Raw genomic sequence first — 20028 nt, 5'->3', positions numbered from 1 at the left:
GGTGAACAGGCCTTTGAATGGAAGCGTGTTTCCGGCCCACCCCACGAGCCCCCATGCCTGCCGCCTACGCCCCCGTTCTGAGTCCTCTTGCTGTGTTGATCGCCGCCGCCCTGGTAGCGGCCCCCGTGCATGCGGCAGACGCCGGTGCGCAGCCGGCAACCACAGCGGCTGCCGCCAACGTCGCTGCATCCACCCTGGACGCAGTGGTGGTGACCGGCTCGCGCACCAGCACGCGCACGGTCAAGAACAGCTCCACGCCCATCGACGTGATCTCCGCCGAGGATCTTGCTGCGACCGGGCAGGCCAACCTGCTCGAAGCGCTGCAGCGCAGCCTGCCGTCGCTGAGCCAGATCGGTGGCTACCAGAGCGACCAGGAGAGCCTGATCCGCGGCTATCAGCTGCGCAATCTTTCACCGGGCTACACGCTGGTGCTGGTCAACGGCAAGCGCCGCAACGCCAGTGCGTATGTGAGCGGTGCCAACGGCGGCGGCTTTCCTGGCCACGCCTGGGCGGATCTGGCGCTGATTCCGGTGTCGGCCATCGACCACGTGGAAGTGCTGCGCGACGGTGCCTCCGCCATCTACGGCTCGGACGCGATCACCGGTGTGGTCAACGTCATCCTGAAATCGCAGGCACAGGGCGGTGAGGTGTCGGTGGAGAGCGGGCAGAGCATCGATGGCGACGGTACGCGTACCAGCGTGCGCGCCAACGTCGGCCTGCCCTGGGGCGAGGACGGCTTCGTCAATCTCTCGGGCGAGACCACGCGCCAGCACCACGCGATCCGGACGCGACGCTACATCGATGGCTATCTGAGCTATCCGGCGATCGATGCCAATGGCAACCGGGTCGCGTTGCGGCCGAACAACCGCCTGCCGGCCGGTGCGACGCCGGACCCTGCCGAGGCCACGCGCGATGCCGAAGCCAACACCATCCTCAGCTCACCGTCGTATGCGCTGAAGGCGTTTGCGGTGAACGTGGGCCATGGCCTGGGTGAGAGCGCGCAGTTCTACGCCAACGCCACTGCCAGTGACCGCACCGCGCAGGCGATCCAGAACTTCCGCCTGCCGGCCACGATCTTCACCACGTACCGGACACCGGGGGTGCTGAGCGTGTTTCCCGACGGCTTCCTGCCGGTGCTGGAGACCAAGGAAAAGCAGTACACCGGCACCGCCGGCGTGAAGGGGCAGCTGGCCGGCTGGGACTACGACGCCAGCCTGACCGGCAACCGCAGCACGGTGCGCACCTATACCCGCAACTCGGTGAACTACTCGCTGCCGTACCCGGGCTCGCCCACCGACTTCTATGACGGCAAGCTGGATTACCAGCAGGGCATTGCCAACCTGGACCTGCGCCGGGGCTTTGAGGTGGCGGCCTTTGCCTCACCCCTGGAAGTGAGTGCCGGTGCCGAGTACCAGCACGAGCGCTACGAGCGCGGGGCAGGGCAGTGGGAGTCGTACACCGGATTCGGTGCCGCTGCGTTTGTCGGCTACTCCACCGCCGACGCGGTGAAGGCCACGCGCAACAGCAAGGCGGTGTACGTGGGGGCGGCGACCAACGTCACCTCGCGCTGGTACCTGGATGCGGCCGCGCGCTGGGAAGACCATTCGGACTTCGGCAGCGTCTCGACCGGACGCTTGACCAGCCGCTTCGACATCACCGACGCACTGGGCGTGCGTGCGACGGTCAGCAACGGCTTCCACGCGCCAAGCCTGGGCGCGCAGTTCTACCAGGCCACGGGCAGCTGCCCGTGCGGTACGACGCTGGTGGCGCAGGTGTCCTCGCCCGCTGCGGTGGCACTGGGTGCCACCCCGCTGAAACCGGAGAAGGCCACCAACTACAGCATCGGCGTGACCTGGGACCCGAGCCCGGCCTTCCACCTGGCCGTGGATGCCTACCAGATCGACATCCGCGGCCAGCTCGGCCAGTCCAGCCAGATCGGCTACAACGCGCAGGATCCGGCGCGCATCACCGACAACAGCGGCACCGTATTGACCTCCGCGCAGAAGAACACGATCGATGCGCTGCTGGGTTCGGCCGGCATCAGCATCCTGCCGGGCGACGCGTTCTATGCCAGCTACTTCACCAACGTGGGCGATACCCGCACGCGCGGCGTGGAGTTGACGCTGGAGGCGAACCAGGACACATCGTGGGGCAAGCTGCGCTGGAGCTACGCCGCCAACGTCGGACGCACCACGATCCGCAGCGTCAGCGCCATTCCTGCGGCGCTGCAGGGGCTGCCCAACATCAACCTGCTGACGAGGTCCGGTGAGTACGCATTGCGCTTCCGTACGCCCAGCTACACCCAGGTGGCCGGACTGGGCTGGCAGAACGGACGCTGGCGCTCGAATGTGGACGTTACCTACTACGGGTCGATCAAGCGCCTCAACAACGGCGTGGAATACAGGCAGCCACCGGTGCTGGTGACCAACCTGTCCGGCGGTGTGGAGCTGGGCGCGGGCTGGAGTGCGGCGCTGGGCATCAACAACGTGTTCGACAAGCGCACCCGCAAGGTGCCGGAGTACGCGCGCAGCGCCACCGACGTGGCCAGCATCGAGACCACCTGGGACAGCGGTGACGTGCTCAGCAGGATCGGCGCGTTCTGGTACGGGCGGGTCAATTACCGGTTCTGAGGTTCAGGCATGGCGTCGCCGGCCAGCGTCCGGCGTTACCGAGGAGAGTGGCATGTCATCTGGGTTGAAGATTGTTGCGTTGATCGGTTCGCCAACGGCATCGGTGAATTCGCGCACGCTGTTGCTGGTACGGCACCTGCTGGAGGCGCTGCAGCAGCGCCTGCATGCCAGCGTGACACTGGTGGAGCTGGCGCCGATTGCGCGCGCGCTGGGGCAGACGCTGTCGCGCAGCGAGGCCGAGCCCGCGGTGGAGCAGGCGCTGGCCACCCTCGAGGACGCCGAGCTGCTGGTGGTGGCCGCACCGGTCCATCGTGGCTCGTACCCGGGGTTGTTCAAGCACCTGGTGGACTTCATCGACCTCGAGGCGCTGGTGGATACCCCTGTGCTGCTGGCGGCCACCGGGGGCAGCGAGCGGCATGCGCTGGTGATCGACCATCAGCTGCGACCGTTGTTCAGCTTCCTGCAGGCGCATACGTTGCCCATCGGCGTGTACGCCACACCAGCCGATTTCGATGGCGAGCAGATCAACAGCGCGGCGTTGCAGGCGCGCATCCAGTTGGCTGCCGAGCGCGCTGCCGGGCATCTGCTGCCGCATGCCGCCAGCGGGCCGGCGCCCCTGCTCCGCATCGCCTGAGCTGCCCATAACGGCCAGCAGTCTGCTTATTGCCAACCTGCATCTGCGTGGCCGGATCCGACCGGCGATTGTCGCCAGCAGGTACGGGCGCGGCGCACAGCTTCTCTAGCATCGATAGCGAAACGGCACTTCATTGCCGGCCCAGACGAGGACGAACCCGTGGCTGCAGCTGCCTCCCCCAAACCCATCCTGTTCCTGCTTGATCGCGAGTTCGTCGACGGCCAGTTGCCGGGCCAGCGCTTCTTCTGCCGGCACAGCCTGCTGCTGGAAGGCGCGCTGTCCAGCATCGACGGCCTGGATGCACAGCTGGACGTGCGCCGCATCGGCTTCGCGCGGCCACGCCGCGAGGTGATCGCGGCGGTGGGCGAGCAGGACCAGTCGCTGCCGAAGCTGGTGCTGCCGCAGGGCGTGCGCAGCGAACACGCCAACGGTGCCTACCAGGACCGGCAGTACGTGACCGGTGCCGAGCCGATCCTGGCCGCACTCAATGGCCTGCTTGGCATTCCTGTGGCCCACCCCTGAGCGAGGACGCGGACATGAGCTACCTCATCAGCGTGCTGGACAAGAGCCCGGTGGCCGAAGGCGCAGGCGCCGAGCAGGCGCTGCGCAACAGCCTGCAGCTGGCCCAGCGTGCCGAACAGCTGGGCTACCACCGCTACTGGTTTGCCGAGCATCACGCCGCACCGACCCTGGCCAGTCCGGCGCCGGAGGTGCTGGCGGCATGGGTGCTGGCACAGACCCGGCGCATCCGCATCGGCAGCGGTGGCGTGATGCTGCGCCACTATGCGCCGTACAAGGTGGCCGAGAACTTCAACCTGCTGGCGGCGCTGGCGCCCGGACGCGTCGACCTGGGGGTGGGCAAGGCACCCGGTGGCCTGCCGGCGTCCACCGCAGCGCTGGCCGCCGGGCGGCCGGCCTTCGCCGACTTCGACCAGCAGCTGCGCGATCTGGAAGGATTCCTGTCCGGCTCGCTGGCCGAAGATCATGCGCATGCCAATGCGCAGGCGCGGCCGGTGCCGCAGGTAGCGGCCGAGCGTTTCCTGCTGGGCGCCAGCCCGCAGAGCGCACGGCAGGCGGCGGAGCTGGGCTGGCGCTTCGTCTATGCCGCCCATTTCGACGGCGACCCGAAGCACATCGAAGCGGCGTTCGAGGCCTATCGCGCCGTATCCACGCAGCCGCCGTTGCTGGCCACCGTCGCTTTCGCGGCGCCCACCAGCGAAGCGGCGGCGCGCCATGTCGGCGCATTGCGTGTCTACAAGCTGCACCTCGGCCCGGGGCAGACGGTGAACCTGCCCAGCCCGGACGCCGCGGCCGAGTATGCCCGCCAGGTGGGCGTGACCGACTTCCGTATCGAAGAGACGCGGCCCAGCGTGCTGTCGGGCGACGCGCAGCAGGTGCGCGGGGAACTGGACGCACTGCACCGCCGCTTCGGCGTGGGCGAATTCATCCTCGATGCGCCGGTGGCCGACCTCGACGCACGCCTGGCATCCCTTGAACTGCTGTCGCCCGCGCCACGCGCGGCGGTGGCCTGACCTGCAGGAGCGATACCCATGAGCAAGACACCGCGCCCCATCCCGTTCGGCATCATGCTGCAGGGACCGGGCAGCCACATGCATGCGTGGAAGCATCCGTCCAACCCGGCAGATGCCAGCGTGAACCTGGACTTCTACATCGACATCGCGCGCACGGCCGAAGACAACGGCATCGCGTTCGGCTTCGTTGCCGATGGGCTGTACATCAACGAGAAATCGATCCCGCACTTCCTCAACCGCTTCGAGCCGATCTCGCTGTTGTCCGCGCTGGCCACGGCGACGAAGAAGATCGGCCTGGCCGGCACGCTGTCCACCTCCTACAGCGATCCGTTCACCGTGGCCCGGCAGTTCGCCTCGCTGGACCTGATCAGCGGTGGGCGCGCCGGCTGGAACGTGGTGACCTCGCCGCTGGAAGGATCGGGCCGCAACTACGGCCGCCCGCATCCGGAACATGCGCTGCGCTACCAGATCGCCGACGAATACCTGGAGGTGGTGCAGGGCCTGTGGGATTCATGGGACGACGATGCCTTCATCCGCGACCGCGAACAGGGCACCTTCTTCGCCACCGACAAGTTCCGCCGCCTCGACCACAAGGGCCGCTTCTTCCAGGTCGAAGGCCCACTGAACATCCAGCGCTCCGCGCAGGGGCAGCCGGTGATCTTCCAGGCGGGCTCGTCCGACGACGGCATCGCGCTGGCCGGCAAGTATGCCGATGCGGTATTCACCCACTCGCCCTCGCTGGAAGAAACCCGTGCCTTCACCCAGAAGGTGAAGAACTCGGCCATCGCCCACGGGCGCAGCGGCAATGACGTTAAGATCTTTCCGGGCATCGGGCCGATTGTCGGCCACACCGCCGAGGAGGCCGAAGCCAAGTACCAGGCGATTGCCGCACTCGCGGGCCTGGACGATGCGCTGGCCTACCTCGGGCGCTTCTTCGACCATCACGATTTCACCCAGTACGATCCCGACGCGCCGTTCCCCGAGCTGGGCGAGATCGGCAGCAATTCGTTCCGCTCCACCACCGACCGCATCAAGCAGGATGCCCGCGAGCAGGGCTTGAGCCTGCGCCAGGTCGCGTTGCAGGCGGTGAGCCCGCGGCCCAACTTCATCGGTACACCCGAGCACGTGGCCGACGAGTTGATCCGCTGGTTCGAGGCGGGCGCCAGCGATGGCTTCATTCTGGGGTTTGCGGCGCAGCGCGAGGGGCTGGACGATTTCGTGACGCTGGTACTGCCGATCCTGCAGGCGCGCGGGTATCACCAGCGCGAACTGGAGGGGAAGACGCTGCGCGACCACCTGGGCCTGCCGTACAAGGCCAGCCGTCATTCGACGGCCGCCGAACCGGCGCGGAAGGTGGGGTGAGGCGATGAACGTACTGCGCCGGGCATCGTTGACTGTGGCGCCCACCGGGCCGACGGGCGTGCTGCCTGAAATTGTCGCACGCGCCGATGAGGCCATCGCCATCCGCCACGACCTGCATCGACACCCGGAGCTCGCCTTCGAGGAGCATCGCACCAGCGCACGCGTAGCCGAACTGCTGCAGCAGTGGGGCTATACGGTGACCACGGGCGTCGGTGGAACCGGTGTGGTCGGAACGCTGCAGCGGGGGCAGGGTAGCCGCCGGCTCGGGCTGCGCGCCGACATCGATGCGCTGCCGATCCAGGAAGCGTCCGGGCTGCCTTACGCCAGCCAGAACGAAGGACGGATGCACGCCTGCGGTCATGATGGCCACACTGCGATCCTGCTGTCGGCGGCGCATTACCTGGCCCGGCACGGGCGCATCGATGGCACCCTGCAACTGGTGTTCCAGCCGGCGGAAGAAACCGGCTCCGGTGCGTCAAGGATGCTCGCCGACGGCCTGTTCGAGCGTTTTCCGGTGGATGCGATCTATGGACTGCACAACTGGCCGGGTGTGCCGGCGGGGCACTTCGGCTTTGTCGACGGACCGGCGATGGCATCGGTGGACTGGGCACGGTTGAGGGTGATCGGCAAGGGCGGGCATGGTGCGGAACCACAGGGAAGCGTGGATCCGATCCTCGCCGCCGCGCACATCGTCACCGCACTGCAGAGTGTGGTGTCGCGCAATGTGGACCCGCGGCAGATGGGCGTGGTGACGGTTGGTTCGATCCACGGTGGGCAGGCGGCCAACGTGATTCCCGACGTGGTGGAGCTGACCCTGACCGTACGCGCCTATCTGCCCGACGTTCGCGACACGCTGCGCCGTCGCGTGACCGAGCTTGCCGAGCAGACCGCCGCCGCGTTCGGGGCGCGCGCCGAGATCGAGTTCCCGCGTGGCTTCCCGAGCGTGATCAACCATCCGCAGCAGACCGCCTATATCCGTGAGGTGGCGCTGCAGGGATTCGGCGCAGGGCAGGTGCTGGATGCCTTCGCGCCGCGCACCGCCAGCGAGGACTTCGCCTTCCTGCTGCAGGCCCGGCCCGGAAGCTTCGTGTTCGTCGGCAACGGTGACAGTGCGCCGCTGCACAGCCCGCGCTACGTGTTCAACGATGCGGCCATCGCCCCTGCCGCCAGCCTCTGGGCGCGGCTGGCCGAACACTATCTGGTGGAGGACGCAGCATGAGTACGGCACCGTTCGAGGAGCGCTTCCTCTACACCTCGGTGGACGATCCACTGGCGCGGCCACTGTTCGATGGGCTCGAACAGGAGTACGACAGTCGTTACGCCGATGTGCGGCGACGCATCGGTGGCAGTGCGCGCGAGGAGCTGCAACGCTATCCAGCGCAGGCATTCGCTGCGCCGGTGGGAGCGTTCGTACTGCTGCTGCGTGAGGGCGTGGCCGTTTCCGGCGGCGCGTTCATGCCTCACCGCGACCCGGATACGGCCGAGTTCAAGCGCATCTGGACACTGCCTGGCCTGCGCCGCCAGGGCATCGCCCGGCGCGTGCTGCAGGAGCTTGAAGACCAGGCCGCACGCCAGGGCTATCGCCGCGTATACCTGACCACCGGCTTCCGCCAGCCTGAGGCGGTCGGCCTGTACCTGAGCCATGGCTACACCGCACTGTTCGATCTGTCTGCCGACCCGGAATCGATCGCCCATCTGCCGTTCGAGAAGCAGCTGCGGGCACCGGCGCGTCCGCCGGCATCAAGCACTGCCGCCGTGCAGGGAGTCCACGCATGAGTACGCCGTCCACCGCGATCGAGGGTCTGGCCGCGCGTCCGGCACCGGCATTGAAGATCGTGCCGGCGCGGCATCCGCTGCAGGTGTTCGGCACGGTCCTGGCGCTGGCATTGATCCTGATCGGGCTGCAGTCGGTACTCGGCAATCCACGTTGGGGCTGGGGCACCTTCGCCGAGTGGTTCTTCGCCCGCCCGGTGCTGGAAGGGCTGGGTCGCACGCTGTTGCTGACCGCGCTCGGCACCGGCCTGGGCTTCGCGCTGGGCACGCTGCTGGCGCTGGCACGGGTATCCGGCTCGCCATTGCTGTCGGCGGTATCGTGGGGCTACGTCTGGTTGTTCCGTTCGATTCCACTGCTGGTGCTGTTGCTGCTGCTGAACAATCTGGGCTATCTGTACAGCACGATCGAACTGGGCATTCCGTTCACCGGCATCAGCCTGTTCTCGTATCCCACCACCCAGCTGATCGGTGTGTTCACGGCTGCGGTGCTGGGCCTGACACTGAACCAGGCGGCGTTCTCGGCCGAGGTGATCCGCGGTGGCATCCTCTCGGTCGATCACGGCCAGTATGAAGCAGCGGCCGCGCTGGGCCTGCCGCGTGGCCGCCAGGTGCGGCGCATCATCCTGCCGCAGGCGATGCGTTCGATCCTGCCGGCCGCCTTCAACGATGTGATCGGCCTGGCCAAGAGCACGTCGGTGGTCTACGTGCTGGCGTTGCCGGAGCTGTTCTACACCGTGCAGGTGATCTACCGCCGCAACCTGGAGGTGGTGCCACTGCTGATGGTGGCCACGGTCTGGTACCTGGTGATCCTGACCGTGCTGTCGCTGCTGCAGCGGCGCGTGGAGCAGCGCTTCGCGCGTGGCCAGCTGCAGCGTGAGCGCAGCGTGTCGCGGGTATCCTCGCCCGCGCCGCGTGCGGCATCGCCGGTTGCGGTGCGGCCGCGCATCGCGAGCGCGGCCGAGGCCGGACAGGGAGCGCCGATATCGCTGCACGGTGTCGGCAAGGCGTTCGACGGGCAGCCGGTACTGGAGGACATCACCCTGGAACTGCGCGGCGGCAGCGTAACGGTGCTGATCGGCCCGTCCGGTGCCGGCAAGTCGACGCTGCTGCGGCTGATCAACCACCTGGAGCGCGCCGACACCGGCTTCGTCAGCGTCGGTGGCCAGCTGATCGGCTATCGCCGTGACGGCGACACCCTGTACGAGCTGCCGGAGCGCGAGATCCGCCGCCGTCGTGCCGAGGTGGGCATGGTGTTCCAGGGCTTCAACCTGTTCCCGCACCTGACCGCGCTGGAGAACATCATCGAGGCGCCGATGGCGGTGCGCGGTGTGCCGCGTACGCAGGCCGAACAGCAGGCGCGCGTGCTGCTGGAGCGCGTCGGTCTGGCGGACAGGGCCGATGCGTTCCCGCGCCAGCTGTCAGGTGGCCAGCAGCAGCGCATCGCCATCGCCCGTGCACTGGCCCTGCAGCCGAAGGTGCTGCTGTTCGATGAGCCGACGTCGGCGCTGGACCCGGAACTGGTGGCCGAAGTGCTCAGCGTGATCGAAGAGCTCGCCCGTTCCGGCACCACGCTGGTGATCGTCACCCACGAACTCGGCTTCGCCCGCCGCGTTGCCGACCACGTGGTGATGATGGACCAGGGCCGGGTGATCGAGCAGGGCACGCCCGAGGCCATATTTGAACACCCGCGCCAGCAGCGCACCGCCGATTTTCTCGCCAAGACCCTCTGATCCGGATGTGACCCCCATGAGTCCTGCAACGTCCCGTCGTCCCTCGCGCAGCACCCTGCTGGTCATCGCTGTGCTGGTCATCGGCATTGCCGGCATCGTCTATTCCCGTGCACGGCAGGGATCGGAGGCCGTGCCCGCAGCGACCAGCAGCCTGGCCGGTGCCGGCGCGCCAGCGCTGCGGGGGACGGTGGATCCGAAAGCGCAGGCGCTGGTTCCGGCGGACTTCCGCTTCGTGACGCCGGGCACGTTGACCGTTGCGACGCATCCCGGTCAGTTGCCGCTGGCCGACTATGGCGCCGACAGCAAGGAAGTGATCGGCATCGAGCCGGACATCGCACGGCTGGTGGCCGATGCGCTGGGCCTGAAGCTGGTGGTGGTGCCGGTCGCCTGGGCCGACTGGCCGCTGGGACTGGAGTCGGGCAAGTACGACGCAGTGCTGTCCAACGTAACCGTGACCGAAGAGCGCAAGAAGAAGTTCGACTTCTCCAGCTACCGTTATGACCTGCTCGGCATCTATACGCGCACCGACGGGCCCATCCAGAAGATCGAGAAGCCGGCCGATGTCGCTGGCCTGAAGGTGGTGGTCGGTGCCAGCACCAACCAGGACCAGATCCTGCGGCAGTGGGATGCACAGAACATCGCGGCCGGGCTGGAGCCGGTGCAATACCAGTACTTCGATGATTCGGTGGTCGGCCGCCTGGCCGTGATCACCGGCCGGGCCGATGTGTCGTTCGAACCCAACGCCACCGGCGCGTACTCCGCGCGCGATGGCAAGGTGCGGCGCGTTGGCCTGTTTCCGGGCGGTTGGCCGAACGCTGCTGCGATCTCGGTCACCACGCGCAAGGGCAGCGGCCTGGCCGATGCGGTGACCCAGGCGCTCAATACCCAGATCGGCAGCGGCACCTACGCACAGGCACTGGCGCGCTGGAACGTGACCGAGGAAGCCGTGCCGCAGTCGCAGACCAACCCGCCGGGCTTGCCGGATCTCTGACGCCGGGCATGCCCCGGCACCAAGGCTGCTTCTGTAGAGCCGAGCCATGCTCGGCTGCTCTACCAACGCGCCTCCAGCGTCCTGAACGGCTTCGCCAACCGCACACCCTCGGCATCGAAGTCGGAAACGCTATGGCCGTCCACGCGCACCTGCTTCGGTGCCGTGTGCGCGGGCCACCAGACCTTGACGGCCGTGGCGCTGCGCAGCCCTTCGCCGAGCGTCACGGTCAGCGTACCGTCGCGTTGCTGTGCCTGCATCCGCAGCGTGCCGTACGCCGTCGGCAGGCGCTCCACCGCAAGGCCATCGCCGGCCAGCCAGGAGGGCGGCGTGCCCGGCAGCAGTGACAGGGCATCGTCGTCCTCGCGCATCAGCATCCCGAACAGGGTGCGGCCGTATTCGGCACCGATCCAGGTGTGCGGCATGTCGCCCAGGTAGCGCGGAAAACGCAGCCGTGAGTGCACGACTTCGGCCAGCACCTGCCATTGCAGCGGGCGACGGTCGCGCAGCAGGCCCTGCAGCAGTTCGTCGGCCGCTGCGGGCTGGCCCAGATGCACATAGCTCAGGACGTTGCGGATTTCATAAGGGGTGTACGCATACAGCGCACCGGGCTGGTTGCGCTTGCGGACGTCGTCAAGATAGCGGGCAAAGGTGGTGCGCAGCGCATCAGCCGGCAGCACGCTCTGCGCACCGGTGGGATCCAGCGCGATGGAGACGCCGGTCGGGTCGCCATCGCCAAGATCGGCGGAGGAGGGAATGAAATCGATGCCCTTCCACGCCATCGTCGCGCGGATCGAAGCGTGCAGTGCGTCATACAGCGCCTTGTACTGCCCGCGTGCCCAGGTGGCGGTGGCGTGGTCGCCGAGTGATTCAGCCAGCCATGCGCCGTCATGCCAGCCCTTCAGGCCCCAGTAGTCGTCCCAGTAGCTGTGGGTGGGAGAGGGATAGCCCTCGTGGCTGATCGACGGTGCCAGGATGCCGGCAAAGCGTTCCGGCGCCGGTTGATCGGCCTTGTAACCGGGTACCAGCGTGCGCTCACGCAGTTCCTGCAGGAAGCGCAGCGCGGCCTTCACTTTCGGCAGGTACGCACGCACGGACTCGGGGCCACCGTCGAGGCGCGCGACATCGGCCACCAACGCGACGTACTGGCCCTGGCTGTCGTACTCGATGTCCGATCCGAAGCCGGTGTTGACGCTGCCATCGTCATTGAGGATCGGCGACACCAGGCCGTTGGCATGTACCCCGTGTTCGCTGTACCACGCCAGGTAGTCGCGTGCGACCTTGGCTTCGCCCATCCGCAGCAGCACCGCCGAGGTGGCCATGCCGTCTCGGATGAAGGAGCGGTTGTAGTTGCGCGGGCCGGGTTGCATGGCCGGGCCGGTCTGGTTGATCAGCATGTACGCGGCCTGGGCACGCAGCATGTCGACCAGCGACGGATCGGGCAGGCGCAGGCCGACCTGGCCCAATCGTGCCTGCCAGTCCGCGGAGGCTTCGGCGGCCAGCGTCTCGAAGCCGGCATCGGCATCGCCTGGCAGGCGCGCGAGGTCCAGTGCCGGTGGCTCCGGCAGTGCGCCCTTGGCGTCGGCCGCCGCCGTACCCAGCGGGAAGGCGACGACCACGGATTGGCTGGCGCCGGGCGCCAGTGTGATCCGGTAGTCCAGCGCCGCCGCCGCCAGCCCACGCGCATCGGTGGCCTGGCGTGCGCCGGGCAACCGGCCCGAAGCGATGGCGGAGGTGATCTCGGTTTCGCCGTTCGGGCCGAACGGTGCCGCGCCGGAGGCGCTGACCGCCGACAGCGAGTGCAGCAGGGTACGACCATTGACGCGCACGCTCTGGCCGTCGATGGCCACGTCGCGGATCGGCGACAGGCCACCGTTCTGCCACGGCGGGTTCATCTGCATCGGCCGCACCACCAGGCTCAGCGTGCCCTCGACCGGCGTGGTACCGGTATTGCGCAGTCGATGCCGGAGGAAGGTGACGGGCTGGCCGTCGCGCTCGATCGCGAACGCTTCGCTGCGCAGTTCCAGACCGGGTTGCGGCGACCAGGCGGCCGAGGGCATCGGCTTCCAGCCGTCGCGCAGGGCATGCTGCACGGTCTGTTCCGCGGCACCGGCGGCACGCCCATCGGCATTGCGCCAGATCGGCTGCACCAGCGGTGCGCCCTTGAATGCCTCGATGTTGCCGTATTCGTCGAAGATCGACTTCTGCCGTCCGGCATGCACGCCCACGGCCGTCCAGTACGTCTGCTGCATCTGCAACGACGCCGGGAACAAGCCACGCTGCGCGCCGCTGGCGGCGATCTGGTACTGCTTCATCGGCGTCATCACGGCCTTTGGGCCGAGCAGGCGCAGGCGCGTGACCTGTGGCGAGGGCCCGTCGACGATGAGCCGCAGGGCACGCACATCGTGCACCGTATCGCTGGCCAACCAACTCTGGGCATGGCTGGCGGCCTGCGTGTCCTGCGCCAGCGGCTGCCAGCGCCCCTGCGCATCCTGGGCCTGCAGGCGTGCGGCGCCACGCTGGCCCGCCCACTCCACCGCCAGGCCGGTGCCCGGCTGAGCGCGCGGCAGGGTGATTTCAAGCACATGGCTGCCCTTGCCATCGGTAGGGAGGGCGACGCCGCTACCGCCTTGCCACAACGCGGCTGCCTGTGCGCTGTCGAGTCCGTGCACGCGTGCACTGAGCGTGGCGTCCAAGGGTTCCATCTCGAAGATGGAGACCCCCCAGTCCGACGTGCGCTGGGGACTGGCCAGCCTCAGATAGCGCGCCTGGCGCGGTTCGAAGTACAGCGTCTCCACATCGCCCAGCGAGTCGGCCATGGTGTAGGCGGTCTGCCACTGCCGGCCGTCCATCGAGGTCTGCAGCGTGTAGCCCTCGGGATTGGAGACATCCCAGGTCAGGCGCGCGCCCCCGAGCAGGGCAGGCGCGCCCAGATCGATCTGGAACCAGTGTCCGGGGCTGAAGGCGCCGCCGGTGACCGTCTTCGGGTCGTTGTCGATCAGATGGCCGATGGCCATCGCCGGGACCTGCTGTGACGAGCTGCTGGCCTGCCACTGGCTGCGCGGTGGCAGTGTCTGCGCCTGCGCGGCGGAGGCCATCACGGCCAGTGGCAGCAGAGCGCGCGCGGCGTAGCGCAGGCAGGCGGAGGAGGGGCGGGAGCGATCAGCACGCAGCGTCATTTCGACAGCCTTGGAGGTTCGGCCAGGATCGGGCAGGCGCTACGCTAGCAGGGGGTGTAATCGTTTACATGACGCGCTGCAATAGGGGAGAGTGCGGACGCGTGGCGCGACGCCCTGCAAGGCGTCGCGACAGCCATCGTCCTTAAGGTCACTGCCTGCACGAACCGGCGCCCCGTGACAGCAGCGCCCAGGCAAGCTCAGCGCAGCGCCACCTGTTCCCACCAGCGCGTGCCTGCCTGCGGCGCCTGCATGTCCAGCGCCTCGCCCATCATCGGCGTGGCGACCGGCACATCGTGCGCGGCCGCCAGCGCGGTGATGCGCTCGAAGGGCTGTTGCCAGTCGTGCAGGGCCAGGTCGAAGGTGCCGTTGTGGATCGGCAGCAGCCACTTGCCGCGCAGGTCCAGATGGGCCTGCAGCGTCTGCTCCGGCTGCATGTGCACGAACGCCCAGCGCGGATCATATGCGCCGGTCTCGATCATGGTCAGATCGAACGGGCCGTACTTCTCGCCGATGGCCTTGAAGCCATCAAAGTAGCCGGTGTCACCACTGAAGAAGATGCGGAAGTCGCCGTCCTGGATGACCCACGAGGCCCACAGGCTGCGGTCGCTGTCGCCCAGGCCGCGGCCGGAGAAGTGCTGGCCGGGTGTGGCGGTCAGGCGCAGGCCATCGGCTTCGGTCGATTGCCACCAGTCCAGCTGTTCGACCTTGTCCGCGTCCACGCCCCAGGCGATCAACTGATCACCCACACCCAGCGGCGCGATGAAGCGCGTGGTCTTGCCCGCCAGCTGCATCACCGCAGCGTGATCCAGGTGGTCGTAATGGTTGTGCGAGAGGATCACGCCGGCGATCGGCGGCAGCTGTTCGATGCTGATCGGCGGGGCGTGGAAGCGGGCAGGGCCCATCCACTGCACCGGTGACGCCCGTTCGGAGAAGACCGGGTCGGTCAGCCAATACTGGCCGCGCAGCTTCAGCAGGATCGTCGAATGCCCCAGCCGGAACAGGCTGCGATCCGGCGCGGCTTCCAGCGCGGCACGATCCAGCGCCTGCACCGGAATGGCGCCCGCGGGTACGGTCCCCTTCGGCTTGTTGAACAGGAAGGTCCACCAGATCTCCAGCCCGTTGCGCAGGCCCATCGCCGGCCGCGGCAGTACGTTGTGGAACTTGCCCTCGCGGTATTGCGGGGAGTCGGGGAAGTCAGGGAGGGACCAGGACTTGCAGAAGGTGTAGGCGGTCACGGCGAGGATTCCAAGCAGGAGGACAAGGAGCAGGCGCTTCATGGGTGACGTCCGCAGGGTACACTGCACAGTGTAGTTTCCTGCTGCGGAAAAGTATACTCATCGGTGTAAAATGGGGGTATCCGTTCAGTTATCTGGTGTCGCCATGTCCCGTCCGCCGCAGCGCCTGACCGACCGCAAACGCGAGGCCATCGTGCGCGCGGCGGTGGACGAATTCCGCACGGCCGGCTATGAGGCCACCAGCATGGACCGGATCGCGGCAGCGGCCGGTGTATCCAAACGCACGGTCTACAACCACTTCCCCAGCAAGGAAGAACTGTTCTCGCTGATTCTTGAGGAACTGTGGGAACGCAGCATGGCCGGCGTCGAGCTGCCCTACCGTGCGGAGCAGCCGCTGGAGCCGCAGCTGCTCGCGTTGCTGGAGCAGAAGCTGGAACTGCTGGGTGATGCCAATTTCATCGACCTGGCCCGCGTTGCCATGGCGGAGATCATCCATTCACCCGAACGTGCGCAGGCAATCGTCTGTCGCATGGGCGAGAAGGAGAGTGGGGAAAGCGCCTGGATCCGTGCAGCGATCGCCGATGGCCGGCTGCGTGCGGTCGATCCCGAATTCGCCGCCCATCAGCTGCATGGACTGGTGAAGAGTTTCGCCTTCTGGCCGCAGGTAACGATGGGGCAGGCGCCGCTGGGGGCCGACGAGCGCGCGCGGGTGGCGGCATCGGCGGTCGCCATGTTCCTGGGCCACTACGCGCGCTGACGCCGTGGCAACCGCGTCGGCATGGCTCGCCCGGCCCGCAAGCACAGTGCTGTGACGGACATGTCTGTGCCGTCGATGCGCCATCTGCGATAGTGACGTCGGGTATCAATGCACGATTGCTTCCATGTCATCCGCTTCGGCGCGCCATATCGGCGAAGTCCTGCAACAGTCCTATGGCATCACCACCGCCGCCGTGGTGCCTCGCCCGGTTGGCGCAGACGCCAATGCCAGCGTTTACCGCATCGACGCGCGACGCGGTCAGTGGTGGTTGAAATGCCGCACCTACCAGGTGCAACCGGCGGTCTGGGACACGCTGCATTGGCTGCGGGGCACCCTGGGCATCGAGGAGATCGTGGCGCCCTGGCCGGCATTGACCGGCGGCGCGTCGGTCCAGCGCTGGGGCCTGCAGTTCACGCTGTTTCCCTACATCGAGGGCCAGTCCGGTTTCGAGGCGCCGCTCAGCCATGCGCAGTGGCTGCGCCTGGGCAACGTGCTGCGCCGGCTGCATGACGCTGAGGTGCCCGAATCGCTGCAACGCGCGCTGCCGACCCTGCGCCTTGAAGCGGATGCGTTGACCACCGTTGGGCGCTGGCTGCAGCCGGGCGATGCCTTGCCGGTCGCGCAGGATCGGTTGGGCAGCGCGTTCCTGGCCGTCTGGGAGCTGCGCCGCGAACGCATTGCCGAGGTCCACCGCCGCGCGTCGGAACTGCACGATGAACTGCGCGACGAACGGCCGCCGCTGCGGTTGTGCCATACCGACCTGCATGCGGGAAACCTGCTGATGGGTAACGAGGGCAACCTTCACCTGATTGATTGGGATGGCCTGTCCCTGGCGCCGCGCGAGCGTGATCTGATGTTTCCCGGCGCGGCGGTGGGTGGACGCTGGGGGCGCGAACGTCCGCTCGGTTTCGTGGAAGGGTATGGCCCGGACCTGGGGGACCCACGCTGGATCGCCTGGTACCGGCACTGGCGGATCCTGCAGGACCTGATCGAGTTCGAACAGGTGCTGCTGGGGGGCGACGCACTGGAGCGCTCGCCGCAGCTGCGCCGTCAGTCGCTGCATTACCTGGGCGAACAGTTCGCGCCGGGCAATGTGTTCGACGCAGCCGAACGCGCGTATCGCGCGCTGGACGCGTCGCCGCTGCAGCGTTGACGGTGGATCATTCGGCGGGCTTGGCCGCCGCTGACGCCGCCGCCGTCGCCGCCCGCCGCGACAGCACGGCCTCGCGGTGGGCGATGTAAGCGTTGGCGGCCAGAATGATGCCCGCACCGACGATGGTCCAGCGGTCCACGGTCTCGTTGAACAGCAGCCACCCGCACAGGGTCACCAGCGGCAGCTGCAGGAAGCTGATCGGCGTCAGCGCCGACACTTCTCCCAGGCGCAGCGCACGCGTCCACAGCAGCTGGCCGACCGTGCCCATCACGCCGGTGACCAGCAGCCACAGCCAGGCCACGCCACTGGGCCAGACCCAGACAAACACTGCCGGAACCAGCGAAAGCGGCACCCAGAAGACGTAGGTATAGAGCACCACGGTATCGGCGCTGTCCACGCGGGTGAGCTGCTTGATCTGGATGGCCACCAGTGAACTCAGCACCGCAGCGGCGACGGCGACCAGGCTGCCAGCGGTGAAGCCGGTGGTGCCCGGCCGCACGATCACCAGCACACCGATGAAACCGACCACCACTGCGGCCCAGCGGCGCACACGCACGGTTTCGCCCAGCCACAGCACGGCGGCGATGGTGACGAACAATGGTGTGGAGTACGAGAGCGATACCGCCTGCGCCAGTGGCAGATGGCCCAACGCCCAGAACGCACACAGCATCGAACCCAGGCCGATCGCGCTGCGCACGAAGTAGCGTGGCAGCTGCTGGGTCTTCAGCGGCGCATGGCCCGGCCGCAGCAGCATCGGCAGCAGTGCCAGCAGGCCGAACGCGTTGCGGAAGAAGGCGACCTCCTGGGTCGGTACGTAACGGGTGGCGTAACGGATCGCCACCGCCATCATGCCGAACGCCAGGGTGCTGCCGAGCATCAGCAGCGCCGCCCGCATCGGGGTGGCGCCGGTGGAAAGGGCGGGGGTGTTCACCACTGTGCGCCGAGCAGGCGCGGCTCCGGTTCGATCGGTACGCCGAATTTCTCCAGCACTGACGCGGAAATGCGCCGCGCCAGCGCAAGCAGCTCGGCCCCGGTGGCGTTGCCATGGTTGACCAGGACCAGCGCATGGCTGGCAGCAACGCCTGCATCGCCCTCACGGAAGCCCTTCCAGCCGCAGGCCTCGATCATCCACGCTGCGGAGACCTTGCGCCGGTCCTCACGATCGGCCGGGAACACCGGCAGGTCCGGGAAATGCTGCAGCAGCACGTCGACCTGCTCCAGGGGCAGGACCGGATTCTTGAAGAAACTGCCGGCATTGCCCAGCACCTCCGGATCGGGCAGCTTGCGGCGGCGGATCGCGATGACTGCGTTGGCCACGTCCACGGCACTGGGCAGCTCCACGCCCTGCGCCTGCAGTTCTTCGCGGATGCCGGCATAGTCCATGCGCAGGTCGTGCAGCAAGGGCAGCTTCAGCTCGATGGCGGTGATCAGGTAGCGGTCTGCCTGCTGCTTGAACACGCTGTCGCGGTAGGCGAAGCCACACTGTTCGTTGTCCAGCCGCACCCAGGCCTGCTCGCGGCAGTCCCAGGCTTCCACTGCCTGGATGAACTCGCCGACCTGTGCGCCATAGGCGCCGATGTTCTGGATCGGCGCTGCACCGGCCGTGCCTGGAATCAGGGCCAGGTTCTCCAGCCCGGACAGGCCTTCCTGCAGCGACCACATCACCAGGCCGTGCCAGGGCACGCCGGCACCGGCGCGGATCACCGCATGATCGGCGCGATGCTCCAGGAAACTGATGTCGCGGTTGCCGAACACCAGCACGGTGCCAGGCAGATCGTCGGCGATCAGCACATTGCTGCCGCTGCCCAGTACCAGCAGCGGTCCGCCGGAAACCTCCGGTAGCGCCAGCACTTCCGGCAGCAGCGATGCGTCATGCAGCTCCAGCAGCTGCGCGGCATTGGCACGCACGTGGAAGGTGTTCAGCGCCTGCAGCGGCGCGTTCCGGGTCAATGTCCAGCGCAGCGGCGCGGCGGTGTCGAGTCCATCCATGGGGGCGCTCACAGCGGCGCCACCGCGCCACGGCTGGGCGCTTCGCGGCGGCGGCGGATCGCCTCCACGCATTCCGATACCAGCGCCGGCCCGCGGAAGATCAGGCCGCTGTAGCACTGCACCAGCGAGGCGCCCGCCGCCATCTTGGCCACTGCGTCGGCGCCGGACAGGATGCCGCCGACACCGACCAGCGGCACCGACTCGGGCAGGCGCGAGCGCAGCCGCCGCAGGACCAGGGTGGACTGTTCCAGGACCGGGGCACCGGACAGACCGCCGGCTTCGTTCGCCAGCGGATCGCCGGCCACCTTGCTGTGGTCGATCGTGGTGTTGGTCGCGATCACGCCGTCCACCTGCAGCTCGCCGAGCACGCGCGCAGCAGCGTCGATGTCGCGCTCGCTGAGGTCAGGCGCCACCTTCACCAGCATCGGTACGCGCCGGCCGTGCCGCGCGGCCAGGTCTTCCTGGCGATCACGCAGCTGGCTGACCAGCTGGCGCAGTGCGGTCTCCTCCTGCAGCTCGCGCAGGCCGGCGGTGTTGGGCGAGGAGATGTTGACGGTGATGTAGTCAGCCAGCGGGTACACCTTGTCGAGGCAGGCCACATAGTCGTCGACGGCCTGCTCGTTGGGGGTGTCCTTGTTCTTGCCGATGTTGATGCCGAGCAGGCCGCGACGGTTGCGCGCGCGCTCGACATTGCGCACCAGTGCATCCACGCCGGCGTTGTTGAAGCCCATTCGGTTGATGATGGCGTTGTGCGCCGGCAGCCGGAACAGTCGCGGCGTCGGGTTGCCCGCCTGTGGCCGCGGCGTGATCGTGCCGATCTCGACGAAGCCGAAACCCAGCGCGAACAGCGCATCGATGTGCTCGCCATTCTTGTCCAGGCCGGCCGCCAGGCCGACCGGATTGGGGAATGTCAGCCCGAACACGGTGCTCGGCAGCGGCGCGATGCGTGCGGCCAGCAGCGGCGTGGTGCCGGTGCGGTAGGCCACGTCCAATGCGGACAGGCCGATGCCGTGGGCGCGCTCGGCGTCGAGCGAGAACAGGAAGGGGCGGGCAAACGAATACATGC

General features: G+C 67.9%; 16 protein-coding genes. 11 read left to right on the top strand and 5 right to left on the bottom strand.

The features are described from left to right. Positions 1 to 53 precede the first annotated feature (53 nt). From AC06FB_RS10720 to AC06FB_RS10680, 9 genes are all read left to right on the top strand, one after another. Positions 54 to 2630 (top strand): TonB-dependent receptor plug domain-containing protein, encoded by a 2577-nt coding sequence (locus tag AC06FB_RS10720; RefSeq protein ID WP_478053682.1) that lies wholly within the window; start codon positions 54 to 56, stop codon positions 2628 to 2630. Positions 2631 to 2682: 52 nt separating this feature from the next. Then, the gene (msuE, locus tag AC06FB_RS10715) at positions 2683 to 3264 is read left to right on the top strand and encodes an FMN reductase (RefSeq protein ID WP_478053681.1); all 582 of its coding nucleotides are present in this window, start codon (positions 2683 to 2685) and stop codon (positions 3262 to 3264) included. Between the two features lie 159 nt (positions 3265 to 3423). Further along, entirely contained in the window at positions 3424 to 3786 is a 363-nt protein-coding gene (locus AC06FB_RS10710) for a DUF3088 family protein (protein WP_053517565.1), read from the top strand. A 14-nt stretch (positions 3787 to 3800) separates the two neighbouring features. Further along, positions 3801 to 4796, top strand: a complete 996-nt coding sequence (locus tag AC06FB_RS10705) for an LLM class flavin-dependent oxidoreductase (protein WP_053517564.1) — start codon at positions 3801 to 3803, stop codon at positions 4794 to 4796. A gap of 18 nt (positions 4797 to 4814) precedes the next feature. Continuing rightward, a complete protein-coding gene (locus AC06FB_RS10700; RefSeq protein WP_262218436.1) occupies positions 4815 to 6158 on the top strand; it encodes an LLM class flavin-dependent oxidoreductase in 1344 nt (447 codons plus the stop codon). 4 nt (positions 6159 to 6162) lie between these two features. Beyond that, on the top strand, positions 6163 to 7377 hold the full coding sequence (locus AC06FB_RS10695; RefSeq protein ID WP_478053680.1) for a M20 aminoacylase family protein: 1215 nt from the start codon (positions 6163 to 6165) through the stop codon (positions 7375 to 7377). Next, complete coding sequence (locus AC06FB_RS10690) at positions 7374 to 7934, top strand: GNAT family N-acetyltransferase (RefSeq protein ID WP_478053679.1); 561 nt, start codon at positions 7374 to 7376, stop codon at positions 7932 to 7934. Before AC06FB_RS10695 ends, AC06FB_RS10690 begins: the two co-directional genes overlap by 4 nt. Next, complete coding sequence (locus AC06FB_RS10685; protein ID WP_340044739.1) at positions 7931 to 9661, top strand: amino acid ABC transporter permease/ATP-binding protein; 1731 nt, start codon at positions 7931 to 7933, stop codon at positions 9659 to 9661. The genes AC06FB_RS10690 and AC06FB_RS10685 overlap by 4 nt, the downstream gene beginning before the upstream one ends. Positions 9662 to 9677: 16 nt before the next feature. Beyond that, positions 9678 to 10652: an ABC transporter substrate-binding protein gene (locus tag AC06FB_RS10680; protein ID WP_478053678.1), complete on the top strand. Its 975-nt coding sequence runs from the start codon at positions 9678 to 9680 to the stop codon at positions 10650 to 10652. A gap of 59 nt (positions 10653 to 10711) precedes the next feature. Here the strand turns inward: AC06FB_RS10680 and AC06FB_RS10675 are convergent, their stop codons facing one another. Together AC06FB_RS10675 and AC06FB_RS10670 are read right to left on the bottom strand one after the other, a co-directional pair. Next, the gene (locus tag AC06FB_RS10675) at positions 10712 to 13828 is read right to left on the bottom strand and encodes a galactose-binding domain-containing protein (RefSeq protein WP_478053677.1); all 3117 of its coding nucleotides are present in this window, start codon (positions 13826 to 13828) and stop codon (positions 10712 to 10714) included. 197 nt (positions 13829 to 14025) lie between these two features. After that, a complete protein-coding gene (locus AC06FB_RS10670) occupies positions 14026 to 15105 on the bottom strand; it encodes an MBL fold metallo-hydrolase (RefSeq protein WP_065175562.1) in 1080 nt (359 codons plus the stop codon). A gap of 103 nt (positions 15106 to 15208) precedes the next feature. Here AC06FB_RS10670 and AC06FB_RS10665 point away from each other — a divergent pair, with 103 nt between their 5' ends. Together AC06FB_RS10665 and AC06FB_RS10660 are read left to right on the top strand one after the other, a co-directional pair. Continuing rightward, positions 15209 to 15820 (top strand): TetR/AcrR family transcriptional regulator, encoded by a 612-nt coding sequence (locus AC06FB_RS10665; protein ID WP_478053676.1) that lies wholly within the window; start codon positions 15209 to 15211, stop codon positions 15818 to 15820. Between the two features lie 124 nt (positions 15821 to 15944). Beyond that, positions 15945 to 16973, top strand: a complete 1029-nt coding sequence (locus AC06FB_RS10660; protein ID WP_053517554.1) for an aminoglycoside phosphotransferase family protein — start codon at positions 15945 to 15947, stop codon at positions 16971 to 16973. Between the two features lie 7 nt (positions 16974 to 16980). On the opposite strand, the gene AC06FB_RS10655 is transcribed toward AC06FB_RS10660, so the two are convergent. Genes AC06FB_RS10655 through AC06FB_RS10645 form a run of 3 tightly spaced genes read right to left on the bottom strand, consistent with a single transcriptional unit; the run spans position 16981 to position 20026 of the window. Then, positions 16981 to 17868, bottom strand: a complete 888-nt coding sequence (locus tag AC06FB_RS10655; RefSeq protein ID WP_065175629.1) for a DMT family transporter — start codon at positions 17866 to 17868, stop codon at positions 16981 to 16983. Positions 17869 to 17900: 32 nt separating this feature from the next. Further along, entirely contained in the window at positions 17901 to 18962 is a 1062-nt protein-coding gene (gene murB, locus AC06FB_RS10650) for a UDP-N-acetylmuramate dehydrogenase (protein ID WP_461289644.1), read from the bottom strand. Positions 18963 to 18970: 8 nt separating this feature from the next. After that, the gene (locus tag AC06FB_RS10645) at positions 18971 to 20026 is read right to left on the bottom strand and encodes a quinone-dependent dihydroorotate dehydrogenase (protein WP_053517552.1); all 1056 of its coding nucleotides are present in this window, start codon (positions 20024 to 20026) and stop codon (positions 18971 to 18973) included. Between the last annotated feature and the right edge of the window lie 2 nt (positions 20027 to 20028).

The organism is Stenotrophomonas sp. Steno-C15 (genome assembly GCF_056393265.1).
Note: the sequence above shows the minus strand (reverse complement) of the source record. Positions and strands in the feature narration are given on the sequence as shown.

Bases quoted from the DNA above. Each gene is read 5' to 3' on its own strand.
- murB (WP_461289644.1), bottom strand. From the start codon at position 18,962: ATGGATGGACTCGACACCGCCGCGCCGCTGCGCTGGACATTGACCCGG.
- AC06FB_RS10705 (WP_053517564.1), top strand. From the start codon at position 3,801: ATGAGCTACCTCATCAGCGTGCTGGACAAGAGCCCGGTGGCCGAAGGC.
- AC06FB_RS10670 (WP_065175562.1), bottom strand. From the start codon at position 15,105: ATGAAGCGCCTGCTCCTTGTCCTCCTGCTTGGAATCCTCGCCGTGACC.
- AC06FB_RS10665 (WP_478053676.1), top strand. From the start codon at position 15,209: ATGTCCCGTCCGCCGCAGCGCCTGACCGACCGCAAACGCGAGGCCATC.
- AC06FB_RS10655 (WP_065175629.1), bottom strand. From the start codon at position 17,868: ATGCGGGCGGCGCTGCTGATGCTCGGCAGCACCCTGGCGTTCGGCATG.
- AC06FB_RS10675 (WP_478053677.1), bottom strand. From the start codon at position 13,828: ATGACGCTGCGTGCTGATCGCTCCCGCCCCTCCTCCGCCTGCCTGCGC.
- AC06FB_RS10720 (WP_478053682.1), top strand. From the start codon at position 54: ATGCCTGCCGCCTACGCCCCCGTTCTGAGTCCTCTTGCTGTGTTGATC.
- AC06FB_RS10690 (WP_478053679.1), top strand. From the start codon at position 7,374: ATGAGTACGGCACCGTTCGAGGAGCGCTTCCTCTACACCTCGGTGGAC.
- AC06FB_RS10660 (WP_053517554.1), top strand. From the start codon at position 15,945: ATGTCATCCGCTTCGGCGCGCCATATCGGCGAAGTCCTGCAACAGTCC.
- AC06FB_RS10645 (WP_053517552.1), bottom strand. From the start codon at position 20,026: ATGTATTCGTTTGCCCGCCCCTTCCTGTTCTCGCTCGACGCCGAGCGC.
- AC06FB_RS10695 (WP_478053680.1), top strand. From the start codon at position 6,163: ATGAACGTACTGCGCCGGGCATCGTTGACTGTGGCGCCCACCGGGCCG.
- AC06FB_RS10685 (WP_340044739.1), top strand. From the start codon at position 7,931: ATGAGTACGCCGTCCACCGCGATCGAGGGTCTGGCCGCGCGTCCGGCA.
- AC06FB_RS10680 (WP_478053678.1), top strand. From the start codon at position 9,678: ATGAGTCCTGCAACGTCCCGTCGTCCCTCGCGCAGCACCCTGCTGGTC.
- msuE (WP_478053681.1), top strand. From the start codon at position 2,683: ATGTCATCTGGGTTGAAGATTGTTGCGTTGATCGGTTCGCCAACGGCA.
- AC06FB_RS10700 (WP_262218436.1), top strand. From the start codon at position 4,815: ATGAGCAAGACACCGCGCCCCATCCCGTTCGGCATCATGCTGCAGGGA.